Genomic DNA, 16,745 nt, shown 5'->3' on the forward strand with positions numbered 1-16,745 from the left:
AAAACATTGTTCGCCGTGGGCACCGATACATCCATGGAACGGTGATCCAGGGTTGTCCCAACCCCCGTTCCGGATGGTATCCGTATACGACGAATGTAACGCGACGACCGATGTGAGCCATATGACCGCATGGTTGGGTAGTACGCGAGTGCGGGTCGGGGGCCGCGCGCGACGACGATAGTGGAGTAGCAGCGATGTCCCTGAACGAGTCCGTGGGTGACCCGGGCCCGGTGGCTATCCGGCCGCGCAATGTCACTTTCGACTGCACCGGCACACCCCTGCACTGGATCCCCGGGCACCCGGTCGCATCCAACTTCATCAGCTCGCTGAACCTGATGCTCCCGGAGGGCGAGCGATGGTTTGTAGAGGCGTTCGACGAGGCACTCCCGTACGTCGAGGACGACGACCTGCGCGAGGCGATGCGCGGCTTCATCGGTCAGGAGGCCAAGCACTCTAGCGTGCACGACAGTGTTCTGTGGGCGTTCTTCGGGAGCAACGAGATCGATCCCGCGCCATTCGTGCGGCAGGTGCACTGGATCTTCCGGCGGGTCCTCGGCCCGGGCTCGGGCCACTCGGCGCGGCGTCGGCGCAAGCGCCTGATCGCGCGGCTGTGGATGATCGCCGCCGTCGAGCATTTCACCGCCGTCTTCGGCCACTTCGCCCTCAACAACGCCTGGGACGAGGCCGGTGCCGATCCGGTGATGTGCGACCTCTACCGCTGGCACGGCGCCGAGGAGGTCGAGCATCGTTCGGTGGCCCACGACGTCGCCACCTACTTCGGCGACAGCTACTTCCGTCGGGTCTGGGCGATGGCCGCGGCCTTCCCACTGCTGATGTCGATCCTCGTGCGGGGTACCCACTACCTCAACCACCACGACCCGGATGCACCGACGTCGGAGATCGCGCTGTGGCGGGCCGGGTACGCCGACTCGCGGGCCGGGCTGCTGCCCGGGTTCGAGATCCTCGGTTCCCTGATCGCCTACCTGAAGCCCGGTTACCGACCGGCCGATATCGGTTCGACGGCGCAGGCGGTCGCCTACCTGGCGTCCTCTCCGGCCGCGCGGGCGGCCCTGTGAACGCCCGTATGTCGGTGTTCGGCCGACGCCCCGCACCCGAACACCTGTACGGCCGACCGCGCGTCGACTACGCGATGGTCTCCACCCGATGGCTCATCGGCGCGTGGATGCCGGTGTGGGAACGCGTGCTGCGCTACGAGATGCGTAAGCCCGGGTCGTCGACGATCGAGGTGGAGGTCGCCGAACGCACGGTGGTCGCCGACGACGGCAGCGTGGTGGAACTCGCCTTCCGGCCGACGGACCGCGACGGGGTCTTGCCGGCGTGGACGGCCGGCGCGCACCTGCGTCTGATGCTGCCGTCCGGTCGTATCCGCGAGTACTCGCTGTGTGGTCACGCCGGTGACACCGAGTGCTATCGCATTGCCGTCCGTCGCCTTTCCGACGAGGGCGCCTCTGCCGAGGTGCACACTCTCGGGATCGGTGACGTCGTGCGGATCACGCATCCGCTCAACGCTTTTCCGCTCGTGCTGCCCGGCCACGGGTCGACGGCCAAGCGCCTGCATTTCATCGCCGGCGGCATCGGTATCACCCCGATCCTGCCGATGATCGAAACGGCCGAACGTCTCGGGGTGACCTGGTCGCTGACCTATCTGTGCCGCACCGTCGAGTCGTCGGCGTTTCGTGACCGGCTCGCGGCGTACGGCGACCGGGTCCGGCTGCGCACCGACGATGTCGACGGCTTCCCATCCGCCACGGAACTGGTCGGCGAGATCGCACCCGACGCGGCGGTCTACTTCTGCGGACCACCCCTGCTCACCGACCGGCTGATCGCCGAACTCGAGGCGACCTCGACCGGCGCGGAAGTCCACTTCGAGCGCTTCGGCATTCCCGTCACCGGTGGCCGCGAGTTCACCGTGGTCCTCGGCGCCAGCGGGCGCAGCGCCCGCGTCGGCTCCGACGAGTCGATGCTGCACGCCGTCGCCCGTGAGGTTCCGTCGATCACCTATTCGTGCCGGCAGGGTTTCTGCGGCACGTGCAAGATCAAGGTCATCGACGGCGACGTCGAGCACGCCGACTCGGTTCTCACCGAGCACGAGCGTGCCGACGGCTACATGCTCCCGTGTGTCTCCCGCGCGGCCGGCGACACCCTGACCGTCGACCTCTGACGGTCGACCCTGACCGTCGACCTCTTAGGTCGACCTCAGGCCTACTGTCGATAGGACGCGAGGAAGTTGCCGATCCGGTCGACCGCGTTCCCAAGGTCGCGCGACCACGGCAGGGTCACGATCCGGAAGTGGTTGTGGTCGGTCAGATTGAAGCCGGTGCCCTGCACGACGAGGATCTTCTCCTGTAGCAGGAGATCCTGGACGAAGAGTTCGTCGTTGTGGATCTCGTGCACCTCGGGATCGAGCCGCGGGAACGCGTAGAGGGCACCCATCGGTTTCACACAGGAGACGCCGGGGATCTCGTTCAGCTTCTCCCACGTGACATTCCGCTGCTCGAAGAGGCGGCCGCCGGGTGCGACGAGTGCCTCGATGCTCTGATATCCGCCGAGCGCCACCTGGATCGCGTGCTGCCCGGGAACGTTGGCGCACAAGCGAGTTGACGCGAGAATGCCCAGGCCCTCGATGAAACCGCGCGCATGATCCTTCGGTCCGGTCAGCACCAGCCACCCGGCGCGATAGCCGCATACCCGGTAGGCCTTGGACAGACCGTTGAACGTGATGCACAACAGATCCGGGGCCAGCGACGCGACGTTGATGTGTTCGGCGTCGTCGTAGAGGATCTTGTCGTAGATCTCGTCGGCGAGGATCAGCAGCGAGTGCTCGCGTGCGAGGTCCACGAGTTGCTGCAGGACCTCACGGGAGTAGACCGCGCCGGTCGGGTTGTTCGGGTTGATGATGACGATCGCCTTGGTGCGATCGCTGATCTTGGCGGCGATGTCGTCGATGTCGGGGTTCCACCCGTTCTCCTCGTCGCAGCGGTAGTGCACCGGACGACCACCCGACAACGAGGTCATCGCGGTCCACAGCGGGTAGTCGGGAGCCGGGATCAGCACCTCGTCGCCGTCGTTGAGCAGCGCCTGCATCGTCATCGTGATCAGTTCGGACACACCGTTGCCCAGGATCACGTCGTCGACGTCGAAGTAGGGGAAATCGGGCAGCAGTTCGTAGCGGGTGACCACCGAGCGGCGTGCCGAGAGCACCCCGGCCGATTCCGAATAGCCCTGCGAATAGGGCAGTGCGTGGATCATGTCGCGCATGATCACGTCGGGTGCCTCGAACCCGAAGAGCGCCGGATTGCCGATGTTCAGCTTCATGATCCGGTGCCCCTCGGCTTCGAGGCGCGCCGCGTGCGCGTGTACCGGTCCCCGGATCTCGTAGCACACGTTCTGCAGCTTCAGGGACTGCTCGAGTGGCTTGAGGTTCTGGTTCAGGTGCGATACGTACGGTCTACTCACGAGTTCAATTGTGACAGCACACGGCAAACGAGTTTCTCATCGGTTGCGTTTCGCGCCGGGAGACCGACTCGAAACGCAACCGATCCGACGATCAGCTGTGGCCAGGTCGCTTCTTGCCGGCCGCGATGCCGAACCCCTTGGCCTTCGACGCGCCGGCCTCGGCGATCGTGCGGCCCGCCGACCCGTTGGACGACGGCTCGGGCTCGGCTGCGCCAGAAGCGGTTTCGGGCTCGCTCGACGGCGCCTCGGGCTCGCTCGGGGCAACCTCGGGTTCGGCCGAGGCGACCTCGGGCTCACTCGGCGCTGCTTCGGGCTCGCTGGAAGCGATCTCGGCCTCGCCGGCCGGGGCCGCCGCGGCCGGCGCGGCGCCGGCCTTGCCGATTCCGCCCGGCCGCTTCTTGCCCGCGGCCATGCCGAATCCCTTTGCCTTGGCGGGCTTTTCCTCGGTCACCGCGGCGGCTTGGGCCGGTGCGGCCTGACCCGGCGCAGCCTCGGGTGCCTCGGTCACGGGCTCGGCAGGTGCCGGTGCTGCTTCGGCCTCGGCGGGTTCTGCGGCCGGAGCGGCCGCTGCCGGAGCAGCCGCCGCCGCCTTCGGCGCCGATCCGACACCACCGGGCCGCTTCTTGCCCGCGGCCATGCCGAATCCCTTTGCCTTGGCGGGCTTTTCCTCGGTGACCGCGGCAGCGGCGGTCGTCGGCGCGGTGTCGGCGGTCGCCGCAGCGCCGGCGGCGGCCTCGGACTCGTCGACCTTATTCTCGGCCGGCGCGGTGACCCCGGCCTGCGGAGCCGCAGCTCCCGGCTTCTTCATGCCCGGACGCTTGGCGCTGCCCATCCCGAAGCCCTTGGCGGCCGGCTTCTTCTCCGCCGCAGCCGTTTCGACGGCTGAGTCCGCCTCGACGGCTGAGCTTGTCGAAGCCTCCGCGGTGGCCGGTGCCGGTGCAGCCTTCGCGGCCCCGGGCTTCTTGCCGCCCTTCATGCCGAAGCCCTTGGCGGCCGGCTTCTTGGCTTCGACGGGCTCAGCCGTCGCCGCGGACCCAGCCGCCGCGGCGGCCGGCGCGGCGGCGGGAGCGGTGTCGGTTTTCGCCGCGGCCCCCGGCTTCTTGCCGCCCTTCATGCCCAGCCCGACCTTCGGCTTGGCCTCGGTCGCCGCGGCAGTGGTGGCCGCTGCGGTCGCCACCGCAGCTGCCGCAGCAGCGGGTGCAGCCACCTTCTCGGCCGCCGCCGGCTCCGGCTCACCCGCGGGGACCGACGACGGATACAGGCGTTGCCCACCGCGAGTGACCTCGGGCAGTCCGCGCTTCACGGAATCGAGCAGCAACTGCGCGACGTCGACGACCTCGATCTTGCCCTCGTCCTCGGTGCCGCTGGTCCGCGCGGTGACCCCGTCGGTCAGCATCACCCGGCAGAACGGGCAGCCGGTGGCGACCTTCTTGGTCTCCTGCGTGACCCCCGACAAGGTGTCGAGTGCCTCGTCGACCCGGTCGAGGTTGATGCGCTTGCCGATCTGCTCTTCCATCCACATGCGCGCACCGCCGGCGCCGCAGCACATGGACCGTTCGCCGTGGCGCGGCATCTCGGTCAGCGTGGAGCCCGAGGCGCCCATCAGTTCGCGCGGGGCGTCGTACACCTGGTTGTGGCGTCCGAGGTAGCACGGGTCGTGGTAGGTGACGCCCTCGCCGATCGGCGCGACGGGCACCAGACGCTTCTCCCGCACCAGGCGGTTCAGCAGCTGGGTGTGGTGCACCACCTCGTACTTGCCGCCGACCTGCGGGTACTCGTTGCCCAATGCGTTGAAGCAGTGCGCGCAGGTGACGACGATCTTCTTCCGCTGCTCCGGCGCCGTGGAGAACACCTCGTTGAACATCTCGATGTTCTGCTGGGCCAGCATCTGGAACAGGAACTCGTTGCCGGCGCGGCGCGCGGAGTCACCGGTACACGTCTCGCCCTCGCCGAGGACCAGGAAGTTCACCGCCGCGATGTCGAGGAGCTCGGCGACCGCCTTGGTGGTCTTCTTCGCGCGGTCCTCGTACGCGCCGGCGCAGCCGACCCAGAACAGGTACTCGAAGCCCTCGAACGATTCGACATCCTTGCCGAACACCGGGATGTCGATGTCGACCTCGTCGATCCAGTTGGCGCGGGCCGACGCGTTCTGGCCCCAGGGGTTGCCCTTGTTCTCCAGGTTCTTGAACATGCCCGCGAGCTCGGACGGGAAGTCCGACTCGATGAGCACCTGGTAGCGGCGCATGTCGATGATGTGGTCGACGTGCTCGATGTCGACCGGGCACTGCTCGACGCAGGCGCCGCAGGTGGTGCAGCTCCACAGCGTCTCGGTGTCGATCACCGCGCCGAGTTCGCCGTCCTCGATCGTGCCGGACCCGGCGCTCTCGCCGACCAGCTTGCGGCCGGCCTCGGCGCGAGCAGCCGCCGGAATGGCGTTGAGCTTGTCCTCGAGCACGTTTCCGTCCGCGTCGACCAGCCCGACCTCGTCGCCGCCCATGTCGGTGCGACCACCGGCGATCAGATATGGCGCCTTGGCCTGCGCGTGATCGCGCAGCGACATGATGAGCAGCTTGGGGCTCAACGGCTTACCGGTGTTCCAGGCAGGGCACTGCGACTGGCAGCGACCGCACTCGGTGCACGTGGTGAAGTCCAGCCACGCCTTCCACGAGAAGTCCTCGGCCTTGCCCGCGCCGAACGCGTCGACATCCGGGTCGGCGGACTCCATGTCGAGCACCTTGCCGTTGCTCATCATCGGCTTGGCGGCGCCGAGGGCCACCCCGCCGTCCTGCTCGCGCTTGAAGTAGATGTTGAAGAACGCGGCGAACCGGTGCCAGGCGACGCCCCAGTCGATGTGGCTGCCCACCACCGCGAGCCACACCATGCCGCTCATCAGCTTCACCACAGCGGCGCCGGTGACCCAGTACTCGGAGCAGCCCTCGAAGAGCTGCGCGAAATAGTGGGTGAAGAACGACGTCCAGACCGGCGGGTCCTCCAGGCCGGAGGCGATCTTGAACGTCTTGACGAAGATCATGCCGAGGCCCTCGAGCAGCACGACCCACTCGACGAAGTACGCCGCCCCGAATCGAGAACCCGAGAACCGCGACAGGCGTTCGGGCACCCGCGGGTGATTGCGCTGACGAATGATCATCAGCGCGACGATGCCGATCACCGTGCCCAGCCCGAGCAGTTCGTCGGCGAGGATGTAGATGTTCCACGCGCCGATCACCGGCCAGTGGAACTCGGGGTCGAAGATCTGGCCGTAAGCCTCGAACCACAGCACGAAGCCGAGGAGGAAGCCGACCATCACCAGCCAGTGGGCCCACCCGACCGTGCGGAACTTCGCCATCCGGGTGTGGGCGATGAACTCCTTGAGCATCGTCCACAGGCGGGGGAAGAACGGCCAGAAGCGTGAACTGTCGACGCGCTGGCCCTGACCGATGGCGCGGACCATGGTCCACACCCCGCGCAGGAACAAGGCCCAACAGAACAGGCTGATGACCGCAGCAATCGTGCCGATGGCGATCGTCGTGGCATTCACGGCGTCCCGGCCCCTCTCTGGTCTCCTCGCCGACCCTGGGATCCGCGCAGGGCTGAGTGCGCAGAGTCGACGCGTGCTTGAAGGTAACCGTAATTCCTCACGGCACTCCGGCGCTGCCAAGGCTGACCTAAGTTGAGGCCGGCACAGACGTCAGGCGGCGCACCTCAGTGCAGTATCACCAGAGGAAAGCAGAATGCACAATTCTGCGTGGCCCGATCAGGCTGTGATCCCGGCTACTTTCTCCAGCTCCTCGAGCGCGGTGTCGAGGTGGGTGAGGAGGCGCTGGAGGCTCGGCAGCTCCTTGCGGGCACCGATCAGACCGAAGTTGACCTGGTCGGCCGTCGACGTCACGGTGATGTTGAGTGCGAGACCTTCCATCGCGATCGAGACCGGGTAGGAACCCTCGAGGCGCGCCCCGTTCCAGTACCGGGGTTCCTGGTGACCAGGGACGTTGCTGATGAACAGGTTGAACTGCGGGGGAGTGAACCGGACGAAGCCCGGCACGGTGGCCAGGGCGAGCGGGAGGGCGGCCGCCGCACCGAACGTGAGTGCCTGCAGTGGACTCAGTCCGCGGATCACCTCTTTGGACTTTCGCGTCGACCTGACGATGGTGGCGAGTCGGCGCTCGGGATCGGGCTGATCGGTGGCCAGGTTGGCCAGGATCACCGTCACGGAGTTGCCGGCCTCGTCCGACGCGTCCGTCCGGGTCGACACGGGTACCGCGGCGATCAGTGGCGCGTCCGGAAGAGCGTCGCGATCGATGAGGTACGCGCGCAGCGCCCCCGCGCACATGGCGAGGATGACGTCGTTGAGGGTGATGTCGAGTGCTGCCGCGGCGGCCTTGAGCCGGTCCAGCGGCCACTGCTGGGCGGCGAATCGCCGGGCGCTGCCGATCGACGCGTTGAGCAGCGTGCTCGGAGCCGGCACGAACGGGGACGTGAACGAGTCGTCGGTGACCGCGGTCCAGGCGATCTTCGCGATCGCCGGGCCGGCCCCGACGATCTGCTCGGTCACATTCACCGCCTGACCGGCCAGATGCACCGCTCCGGAGACCGTGCCGCGCAGCCTGCCCGTGGCCGCGGCGGGCGGCCGACGCCGTTTACGACTGAGCGCCGAGTCCCACATGGCGGTGCCGTTGCGGTCGTCGGGATCGGGTGACAGGGCGTCCTCCAGCAGTCGCATCGCCGACACCCCATCCATCAGCGAGTGATGGATCTTGGTGTACGTCGCGACCCGACCGTCCTCGAGGCCCTCGATGACATGCAGTTCCCACATCGGCCGGTTGCGGTCGAGGAGTGCGCCGTGATTGAGCGAGACGTACCGCAGTAGTTCGCGGATGCGGCCGGGACGCGGCAGGACCGTGCGGCGGACGTGGTAGTCGAAGTCGATGTCGTCGTCGTAGGTCCAGGCCAGATTGCCCATCAACGAGACCGGAGATGCCGGACGCCTGCGGAACAGCGATCGGACGTTCCGGCAGCCGTGGAAGTTGTCGAAGATCTCCTCGGCGAGCTCGGTCCCGCTTTGTCCCTCGCGCGGGATGAACAGTTGCAGGCCGCCGACATGCATCGGCTGCTCGCGGGTCTCCGCGATCAAGAACATCGACGACGTGACCGGCATGTATTCCATCCGACCAGTATCAGCCCGCGACCTGTGAGTCGGACGGGATTCTTCCAAGAACGTGACGAACGACCCACCGAGGCCCGCGCTTCGTCCTCCCGCTTTGCGTTCCTCCCCTTCCTGCAAGGGGTGGACGAACCCAAAGTCGGGGGGCGAACTCTCGTGACCCGGGGACTCGTTGCCCGCGTACGTTGAGGCGGTGCGTCTCCCGTCGTATCTCGTGCTCATCGGGTTGGTGGGTGTCGAGCTGATCATCACGATCGCGGCGACGTGGACCTTCGTCCTGGCTGCCGGGCGCACCGTCGAATCGGCTGCCGTCCCGCCGGGCTCCACCGCGCTGGTTCTCGGGTCACTGGTGCGCGACGGTGTCCCGGGCGACTACGTCCGGGGTCGCCTCGATACCGCACTCGAGCTGTATCAGACCGGGCGCGTCACGCGAATCATCAACTCCGGCAACGGTTCCGCTGAGGCCGGGGACGAACCGGCGGTGATGCGCAACTATCTGCAGACGCGTGGCGTGCCCGCCGCGGCGATCGTCGACGACCCCGGGGGAATCGACACCGATGCCAGCTGCGCTCGCACGCGGACGGTGTTCGGCGTTACGCGCGCGGTGATCGTCACCCAGGACTTCCACCTGTCGCGGGCCATCGCACTGTGCCGCGGCCATGGCGTCGACGCCATCGGGATGGCGGCGCGGTGTGACTGCCCGACGCTCACCGTGGTCCGCAACCATCTGCGCGAGCTCCTGCTCGCGCAGCCGCGCGCCCTGCTCAGCTCCGTAACGCCAAGCGGGGGCGTCCGGTGAGCCAGAGCGATCCCGGCAGCCGGCGCAGTATTTCGACGAGGAGCAGCGAGCCGGCGATCGTCGCCAGGTAGACGACGAGCGTGCCCCACGGCTGTCCCAGCGTCACCAGAATCCACGGTTGATCACCGGACTTCGGCCGCAGGATGAACCACAGCACGAGGACGTGCGCGAGGAACACGCCGAACGAACGGTTCGACGCGAACGACACCGCCCGGGCGAACCGCGGGGTGAACTCGCGCCACCGCTCACCCCAGTTCAGCGCCACCGAGTACAGACACGCGATCGCGACGACCAGGAACGGTAGAAGGGTCGGGTAGAAGGCGGAGTTGTTGTCATGGACGGGTTTACCCGCGAACCACACCCCGCCGAGATACACGCCGACGGCGAGGGTGCCCGTCGTGACGAGCGCCCCGAACAGCATCCAGCCCTTGCCGCGCAGCCAGTCGCCGATCGCCTCGCGGTGTACCGCGGCCACCGCGCCGTAGAGGATGAAGAACTGATACGGCACGAACGTCGCGTAGTTGTGCCACCAGTACTGCGCGACGACGCCCGGCGGATTCCAGTGGGTGATGGTGGACGCGATGGCCAGCTGCACAACGAAGCTGGCGACCAGCACCTGGAGGTGATGGCCCCGGGTGGCGCGCACCAGCCACAGCACCAGCGGGAACACCAGATAGACCTGCAGCATCACGAACAGGAAGTACATCTGGAACCCGGACAGCCCCCAGCTGAGCTTTCCGGCGAATTCGCCCAGGCTGCCGGGGATTTGGCCGAGCCGTCCGTTGGCCCACATGTCGGTGATCACCCAGTAGATGGCCGACCACGCCAGGTACGGGAAGATGACGAGCTTGATTCGCTTGCGCCAGAACGCGATTGTGCTGAAGTCGGCCTTGTCGAAGTTCTGGTACATCAGTACGAAGCCGGTCAGGGCGAAGAAGGTGTTGCGGGTGAAATGCAGCAGTAGGGCGGTGGTGTTGACGCCGAGGCTGGTGAACTCGTCGGTGGTGTTGGTGAGGCAGTGCACAAAGATGACCAGCGAGAACGTGGTCGCGCGAATCAGGTCGAGGTGATACAGGTAGGCCCGTCGACCGGTCTGCCGAACCGCATCCGTCGAGCGGCTGACGGTGCCGAGCACCGTCGCTGCTGCGGTTGCCTTGGTGTTCTCCGGCGCGATCGTGGTCATACGCGTGTCTCAGCCATCCCCTGTTCGACGAGAAAAGTCGTTTGCATGAGCAACCGAATCACCGTAACAGCCGAACCTTGAAGCATCCTGTGATGATCGCTGCACAGCGTCTGACCTGCGAGTTCAGCCCGTTTGGTGTGAGCGATCTCACCACCAGCGCAACGACGTCGAGAGGTCGTGGTCGAGCGCGGGGATCAGGCTGCGGACGAAGGTCGCCGTGAGGTGGTGGTAGTCATGCCAGAGCAGGATGTTCCCGACCACGGCCGGGCAATATGTCGCGGTGCACATGCCGTCGGAGTAGTCGAGGAACGACATGTTGGGGTAGTCTGCCGCGATGTCCGCCGCCGGATCGGTCGGTGCGAGGGCCTGTGCGCGCGGCACACCGCACACTTGCGGCTTCTTCCCCTCGGCCAGGCATTCCGGCGGCTTCAGCTTGCCGTGTGCCCAGGGGTTGTCGCGCACCGCGACCACCCGCTGGCCTCGATCCCGGAACTGATCGAAGATGTCCTTGTAGTCCTGGGGTACGTAGTCGCCGGGCCCCTGCTCCACCGGGCGGGTCGAGTTGGTGAACACCACCTCGGGTTTGTCGACGGCGAGCCGATCCATCACCCGCCGCGACCAGTCGTTGCACTGGTAGTACTTCTGGCCGAACCAGGTGAACACGTGACTGGTGGTGAGCGCGCATCCGACCTTCAGGTAGGTCGTCACCCGGAAGCCGTGGCGTTTGCCGATGTCGTCGAGCGCGGTGATCCAGTACTCGGCATGTGAGCCGCCCACCAGTGCGATGGTCCGGGTGGCGGTCGTGTCGCCGTACACCCCGACCTTGATCGACGGGTCCTTCCACCCGCTGATCATCGAGTCGTAAGAGGTGATCGGCCAATCCTTGTCCGCGACCTCCGGACTGGGCTGCGGGTCGACCTTCGGTACGGGTGCGCCGTCGAGGAAGGCGCGGGCCCCGGGGTACAGCCGCGGGTCGAGGTGGGCGGTGTTCACCGTGGCGTTGGCGGCGTTGCGCTGCCAGACGACGGCGGTCACCCCGGCGACCAGGCTGGTGATCACGATGACCGCGAGCAGGGCGCGGCGGTAGGCGGCCGGCAACGTCGTCGCCCGGCCGGACCGCATCGGCGCCTCGACGAACCGTGTCGTCGCCCAGGCCAGGACCACCGAGACCGCGAGGATCGCGGTTCCCTCGAGCCAGTTCACGTCGTCCTGGTAACGCCAGGTCAGGTAGAAGATCAGCAGCGGCCAGTGCCACAGGTACAGGGCATAGGCGATGGAGCCGAGCCACACCAGCCGTGGATGGGCCAGCGCGTTGCTGAGCCGGCCGGGACCGGCGGCGGTCACTGGGATGGTGCCGGCCTCGGTCATCGGAGCGGTCGCCGCCGCACCGGTCCAGATGATCAGCAGCGTCGCACCCACCGGGACCAGCGCCCATGCGCCCGGATACTGCTGCACGCCGGCGATCCACCAGCCGCAGGTGATGATCAGGGCGAGCGCGAGTGCGCCGAGCGCGTTGCGCAGCCAGGGGCGCAGCGGCAGGCGGGGCATCCACACCGCGAGCAGTCCGCCGGCCAGCGGCTCCCAGAGCCGTGACACGGTGTCGTAGTAGTTGAAGGGCTGATTCACCCCGTGCCGGTAATTGGCCCACGCGAACGACGCCATGGCCACGGCCAGCAGCGCGAACCCGACGACGCCGCGGATCGCCGACGGCGTGGCGAGCACCGTGAACCGGCGTGACAGGGCGCGCAGCAGCCCGCCCAGAGCAAATCCGCAGACGAGGGTGATGACGAAGAACTGGCCCTGCATCGACATCGACCACAGATGCTGCATCGGGCTGTTCGCCGAATCCGCGGCCTGATAGTCCTGCGAATCGAACGCCAGATGCCAGTTCTGGTAGTAGAGGGCGCTCGCCTGCACCTCCGAGCCGAGCGGACCCCAGCGGGTCTTCGGCATGATCAGCGCGATCAGCGCGGTGATGACCACCAGGACGACGGCCAGCGCCGGCAGGAGCCGTCGGGCCAGACGCCAGAGCCGCGGCCACGGGTTGACGGCCGCGGCCCACGGCACGCCGGCGGGCTGCGTCGCGATCACATGCTTGAGCAGTGATGCCACGAAGAAATAGCCGGACAGCGTCAGGAAAACGTCGACGCCACCCGATACGCGACCGAACCAGACGTGGAAGATCGCCACCAGCGCGATGGCGATCCCGCGCAATCCGTCGAGGTCGTGCCGATAGGGGGACGTGTTGCCCGTCGCCGCATCCTCATACGGGGTCGGATGACTCCCGGAAGGGGTTACGACGGTACTCACACGCAGCGATGCTACTGCGTGGACGCGACAATTCCGGCGCGGCTCACCCCAACTCGTCGGCGTGCGCGTCGTTGGCGATACGCGTGATCAACTCCACCACCTCGTCGAACGCCCGGCTCCTGGGATTGACGATCGACGAATGGGTCTGCCCCGGCAGGATGATCGCGCGTGCCTTACCGCCCGCGGCCCGGTCCGCCCGGACGTAGTCGGTGGCCAGCACATCGGGGACGGTGGTGTCGGCGGAACCGTTGATCGCGATCACCCCGATGCCCGGATCGAGATTCTGGATCGGGTCGACCGCGGCGTAGCGCTGGGGATATTCCTGCGGCGGCCCCCCGAGCGCACGCACGATGCGGGTGTCGCCGAGCGCCACCGCACGCCGCATGTCCAGCGGGCCGGCCAGCGAGATCACGTGCTCCGGGGTGAACTCGGGGTTCGATCCCAATTCGTGGTGGTCGAGCCGGTGCCGCGTCGCCGCCCACACCGCGAGCTGTCCGCCCGCGGAGTGCCCGACCACCACCGACTCGGCGATGTCGAGCTGAGGCAGTCCCTTGGCGATCGACGGCACCGTGTCGAGTGCGGCCGCGACGTCGGTGAACGTCGTCGGCCAGCCGCCGCCACTTCCGACGCGTCGATACTCCACGTTGAACACCGCCAGACCGCGTTCGGCGAGGTGGCGGGCGAAGGTGACGAAACTGTCGGCGCCGATATGGGACTGCCACGCCCCGCCATGGATCAGGACCACCACGGGTGTCGCGTCCTTGCCGGCGTCTCCGGGCAGGTAGAGGTCGATCCAGTTCTGTCGTGGGTCCGCCGGGCCGCTGGGGACGGAGTAGTAGTAGCGCCGCACGCCGATCGTCGACGACGCCGGCAGGTTACGCAGGTCTTTCATCGCCAGGCCGGGGCCCCCGCGGTGGGCTTGGGGCACCTGGCTCGACGACGCCGCCGAGGGTGCCGGCTGGGCTGCCGGTGAGCAGCCCACCGAGGTCAGGCCCACAGCGAGCATCATCGCCACGGCCGGCACGGTGCGGGTCGTGAGCCGACGGCAGCGGACCGCATTGCGCACCCGACCATTCTGCCTGCTTCCGGCTGGTGCTGTGGCACTGTGAATGCACCGTGCGCGGGGTGACCGAGGGGAAATGATGCCGGGGAAGAGAATGTCCCAGAAGGGCTGGTCGGCGGCGGATGCGCCGTCGATGGCCGGCCGGACAGCGGTCGTGACCGGGGCCAACTCCGGCGTCGGACTCGCCACCGCGCGCCATCTGGCGACGCTCGGTGCGCATGTGGTGATGGCCTGCCGAAACGTGGATGCGGCGGCCGACGCACGTGACGGCATCGTCGCCGGCGTGCCCGACGCAAGGCTGGAACTCGTCGCGCTCGACCTCGCCGACCTGGCGTCGGTGCGCAAGGCCGCCGCGGAGATCGCCGCCGCCCACCCCGCCATCGACGTGCTGATCAACAATGCGGGCGTGATGGCCGGGCATCGCGAACTCACCGCGGACGGCTTCGAAATGGATTTCGGCACCAACTTTCTCGGACACTTCGCCCTGACCGGGCTGCTCATCGGCTCGCTGTACGCAGCGCCCGCGGCCCGGGTGGTGACGGTGAGCAGCAATGTGCACGGTGCGGGTGTCATCGATTTCGACGACCTGCGCATGGATCGGTCGTTCAACCCCGCCAGGGCCTATGCCCGGTCGAAGTTGGCCCAATTGGTGGGTGCGATCGAACTGCAGCGGCGGCTCGCCGACCGTGGTCGCACCGGCACGATGTCGGTTGCCGCACATCCGGGTAGCACCCACAGCGGCGTGATGCGCAACCAAGGTCGTGTGCTGAGTTGGCTTTTCACCACGCCGTCGTTGCGGCCGATCCGCCGCACCTTCATCATGGACGGTCCCGAAGGTGCGCTTCCGTCACTTCGGGCGGCCACCGACCCATCGGTGCTCGGCGGCCAGTACTACGGACCGTCCGGACTCCTGGGATCGTCGGGACCACCGATCGTCGTCGCGCCCAACCGCAAGGCGTTCGATGCGGAGCTCGCAGTTACGTTGTGGAACAACGCAGAACAACTCACCGGGGTCGAATACGCACTCTGAGGTCCTCAGGTGCTGACCGCCGCGAGCATCGCCAGCTTCTGATGGCTCTCGCTGCCCGGGGTCGCGGTGTAGACCAGCAGTCCGTGGGTGGTGTCCGGGTCGAACAGGGTTTGGCAGTTCACCTCGATCAGACCGAGTTCCGGATGCAGTAGACGTTTGCGCTGATCGGTCAGACGGGTCGCGACGTCGTGCCGCTGCCAGAGGTCGCCGAACTCCGTGCTCTGCGCGAGCAGTGCGTCGGCGATCATCGCGGGACGCGACGATGCGCCCTGCCGGGTCACCGCATCCCGCAGCCGCGCCGTGTGCGCGCGAGCGTGCAGGTCATGGTCCTCCACCGGAAACCGTTGCCGGGTAACGGGATCGGTGAACCAGCGGTACGCGATGCTGCGGGAGAATCCGGTCAGATGCATCTCGTCCCCGACCAGCGCGACGGCGGGTGCGGTCTGCAGCAGCGTCTCCCCGGCGCTGTTGACCACCATCGCCGGGGTGTCGGCGAGCCGATCGACGATGCGCATCATCCCGGGACTGACATGATCGTCGCGGGAGATCCGATCGGGCGGATTCTGTCCGGCCAGGCGGAACAGGTGATCTCGCTCGTCGAGCGACAGATGCAGTGCCTGCGCGATGGCGGCGAGCATCTGATCCGACGGGTGTGGCCCGCGTTGCTGCTCGAGCCGGCTGTAGTAGTCGGCCGACATGCCGGCGAGCATCGCGACCTCCTCCCGGCGCAAACCTCGGGTACGCCGTCGAGAGCCGGAGGGGAGACCGACGTCGGCGGGCTGCAGTGCTTCTCGCCGCCGCCGCAGGAACTCGGCGAGTCCGGTGCGATCGGTCGTCATCCGTCCACTCTGCGGTATCCGGCCGACCGGATCCAGGGACTCGTGATCCGTGGATGACTGCTGCCTGGTGGCGCCCGGGCCCATCCGGTGAACTCGATGGTGTCCGACGATTCCAGACTCGAACAGGAGAAACCCGTGAAGCTCAGCGGAAACACCATCTTCATCCCCGGCGCGACCTCCGGCATCGGTCTCGGACTCGCGCTCCGGTTGCACGACGCCGGCAATCAGGTCATCGTCGGCGGACGCCGCACCGAGGTCCTGGAACAGATCGTCGAGGCCCACCCGGGGATCGCGGCCGTCCGGATCGACACGGCCGACGCCGACGACGTCGCCCGGGCCAGCGCCGACGTGCAGACCCGATTCCCCGACACCAACGTGGTGATCGCGATGGCCGGCATCATGCGTGCCGAGGACCTGAGCGACCCGTCGTTCCTCGACGCCGCCGTCGCCGAAGTCGAGACCAACATCCTGGGACCCCTGCGGCTGGTGTCCGCATTCGCCGAATTCCTTGCCGCGCAACCCGACCCGACGATCATCACGGTTTCGTCCGGACTGGCGTTCACCCCGATGGCAGGCACGCCGACCTACGGTGCCACCAAGGCGGCGATCCACTCGTTCACCGACAGCATGCGAACACAGTTCGCCGACAAGGGAATCGGCGTGCTCGAGCTCGTCCCGCCGGCCGTGCAGACCGATCTGATGCCCGGTCAGGCCGAGGCGGCGTGGGCGATGCCGCTCGACGACTTCCTCGACGAGGTGATGGCGTTGCTGCCCACCGCGACTCGCGAGATCCTCGTCGAACGGGTTCGCCCCCTACGGTTCTCCGAGTCCGACGGGACGCGCGACGGCCTCATGGCGCAACTGGCACATATGGGTGGCTGAC

Annotated in this window: 12 protein-coding genes; 5 read left to right on the forward strand and 7 right to left on the reverse strand. The window is 67.5% G+C overall.

Annotated features, from left to right (window positions below; genetic code table 11):
- Window positions 1-194 precede the first annotated feature (194 nt).
- The gene (locus tag ACWDTI_RS25440) at window positions 195-1,076 is read left to right on the forward strand and encodes a metal-dependent hydrolase (protein ID WP_449740917.1); all 882 of its coding nucleotides are present in this window, start codon (window positions 195-197) and stop codon (window positions 1,074-1,076) included.
- A gap of 8 nt (window positions 1,077-1,084) precedes the next feature.
- Window positions 1,085-2,182, forward strand: coding sequence for a PDR/VanB family oxidoreductase (locus ACWDTI_RS25445; protein ID WP_449740952.1), 1,098 nt, complete (start codon window positions 1,085-1,087; stop codon window positions 2,180-2,182).
- 41 nt (window positions 2,183-2,223) lie between these two features.
- Here the strand turns inward: ACWDTI_RS25445 and ACWDTI_RS25450 are convergent, their stop codons facing one another.
- The 3 genes from ACWDTI_RS25450 to ACWDTI_RS25460 form a co-directional block, all read right to left on the reverse strand.
- On the reverse strand, window positions 2,224-3,477 hold the full coding sequence (locus ACWDTI_RS25450) for a pyridoxal phosphate-dependent aminotransferase (protein WP_449740918.1): 1,254 nt from the start codon (window positions 3,475-3,477) through the stop codon (window positions 2,224-2,226).
- 91 nt (window positions 3,478-3,568) lie between these two features.
- Complete coding sequence (locus ACWDTI_RS25455) at window positions 3,569-7,015, reverse strand: heterodisulfide reductase-related iron-sulfur binding cluster (protein WP_449740919.1); 3,447 nt, start codon at window positions 7,013-7,015, stop codon at window positions 3,569-3,571.
- A gap of 216 nt (window positions 7,016-7,231) precedes the next feature.
- Window positions 7,232-8,641 (reverse strand): WS/DGAT/MGAT family O-acyltransferase, encoded by a 1,410-nt coding sequence (locus ACWDTI_RS25460; protein WP_449740920.1) that lies wholly within the window; start codon window positions 8,639-8,641, stop codon window positions 7,232-7,234.
- 190 nt (window positions 8,642-8,831) lie between these two features.
- Here ACWDTI_RS25460 and ACWDTI_RS25465 point away from each other — a divergent pair, with 190 nt between their 5' ends.
- The gene (locus tag ACWDTI_RS25465; RefSeq protein ID WP_449740921.1) at window positions 8,832-9,437 is read left to right on the forward strand and encodes a SanA/YdcF family protein; all 606 of its coding nucleotides are present in this window, start codon (window positions 8,832-8,834) and stop codon (window positions 9,435-9,437) included.
- Here the strand turns inward: ACWDTI_RS25465 and ACWDTI_RS25470 are convergent.
- The 3 genes from ACWDTI_RS25470 to ACWDTI_RS25480 form a co-directional block, all read right to left on the reverse strand.
- Window positions 9,403-10,620: an acyltransferase gene (locus tag ACWDTI_RS25470; RefSeq protein ID WP_449740922.1), complete on the reverse strand. Its 1,218-nt coding sequence runs from the start codon at window positions 10,618-10,620 to the stop codon at window positions 9,403-9,405. The two genes, ACWDTI_RS25465 and ACWDTI_RS25470, sit on opposite strands and share 35 nt — an antisense overlap.
- 147 nt (window positions 10,621-10,767) lie before the next feature.
- Window positions 10,768-12,930 (reverse strand): acyltransferase family protein, encoded by a 2,163-nt coding sequence (locus tag ACWDTI_RS25475; RefSeq protein ID WP_449740923.1) that lies wholly within the window; start codon window positions 12,928-12,930, stop codon window positions 10,768-10,770.
- Between the two features lie 43 nt (window positions 12,931-12,973).
- Window positions 12,974-13,996 carry an alpha/beta hydrolase family protein gene (locus tag ACWDTI_RS25480; protein ID WP_449740924.1) on the reverse strand — a complete coding sequence of 341 codons (1,023 nt, stop codon included), beginning with the start codon at window positions 13,994-13,996 and terminating at the stop codon, window positions 12,974-12,976.
- Window positions 13,997-14,087: 91 nt separating this feature from the next.
- On the opposite strand from ACWDTI_RS25480, the gene ACWDTI_RS25485 reads away from it, so the two are divergent.
- Window positions 14,088-15,023 carry an oxidoreductase gene (locus ACWDTI_RS25485; protein ID WP_449740925.1) on the forward strand — a complete coding sequence of 312 codons (936 nt, stop codon included), beginning with the start codon at window positions 14,088-14,090 and terminating at the stop codon, window positions 15,021-15,023.
- 5 nt (window positions 15,024-15,028) lie between these two features.
- Here ACWDTI_RS25485 and ACWDTI_RS25490 read toward each other — a convergent pair whose 3' ends face one another.
- Window positions 15,029-15,862, reverse strand: coding sequence for a helix-turn-helix domain-containing protein (locus ACWDTI_RS25490; RefSeq protein WP_449740926.1), 834 nt, complete (start codon window positions 15,860-15,862; stop codon window positions 15,029-15,031).
- Window positions 15,863-15,997: 135 nt separating this feature from the next.
- Between ACWDTI_RS25490 and ACWDTI_RS25495 the strand changes: the two genes are divergently transcribed.
- Window positions 15,998-16,744 (forward strand): SDR family oxidoreductase, encoded by a 747-nt coding sequence (locus tag ACWDTI_RS25495; protein ID WP_449740927.1) that lies wholly within the window; start codon window positions 15,998-16,000, stop codon window positions 16,742-16,744.
- The last annotated feature ends 1 nt before the right edge of the window (window position 16,745 follow it).

This window comes from Gordonia sp. NPDC003424, from assembly GCF_053588655.1.

Bases quoted from the DNA above. Each gene is read 5' to 3' on its own strand.
- ACWDTI_RS25470 (WP_449740922.1), bottom strand. From the start codon at position 10,620: ATGACCACGATCGCGCCGGAGAACACCAAGGCAACCGCAGCAGCGACG.
- ACWDTI_RS25445 (WP_449740952.1), top strand. From the start codon at position 1,085: ATGTCGGTGTTCGGCCGACGCCCCGCACCCGAACACCTGTACGGCCGA.
- ACWDTI_RS25485 (WP_449740925.1), top strand. From the start codon at position 14,088: ATGTCCCAGAAGGGCTGGTCGGCGGCGGATGCGCCGTCGATGGCCGGC.
- ACWDTI_RS25490 (WP_449740926.1), bottom strand. From the start codon at position 15,862: ATGACGACCGATCGCACCGGACTCGCCGAGTTCCTGCGGCGGCGGCGA.
- ACWDTI_RS25460 (WP_449740920.1), bottom strand. From the start codon at position 8,641: ATGGAATACATGCCGGTCACGTCGTCGATGTTCTTGATCGCGGAGACC.
- ACWDTI_RS25440 (WP_449740917.1), top strand. From the start codon at position 195: ATGTCCCTGAACGAGTCCGTGGGTGACCCGGGCCCGGTGGCTATCCGG.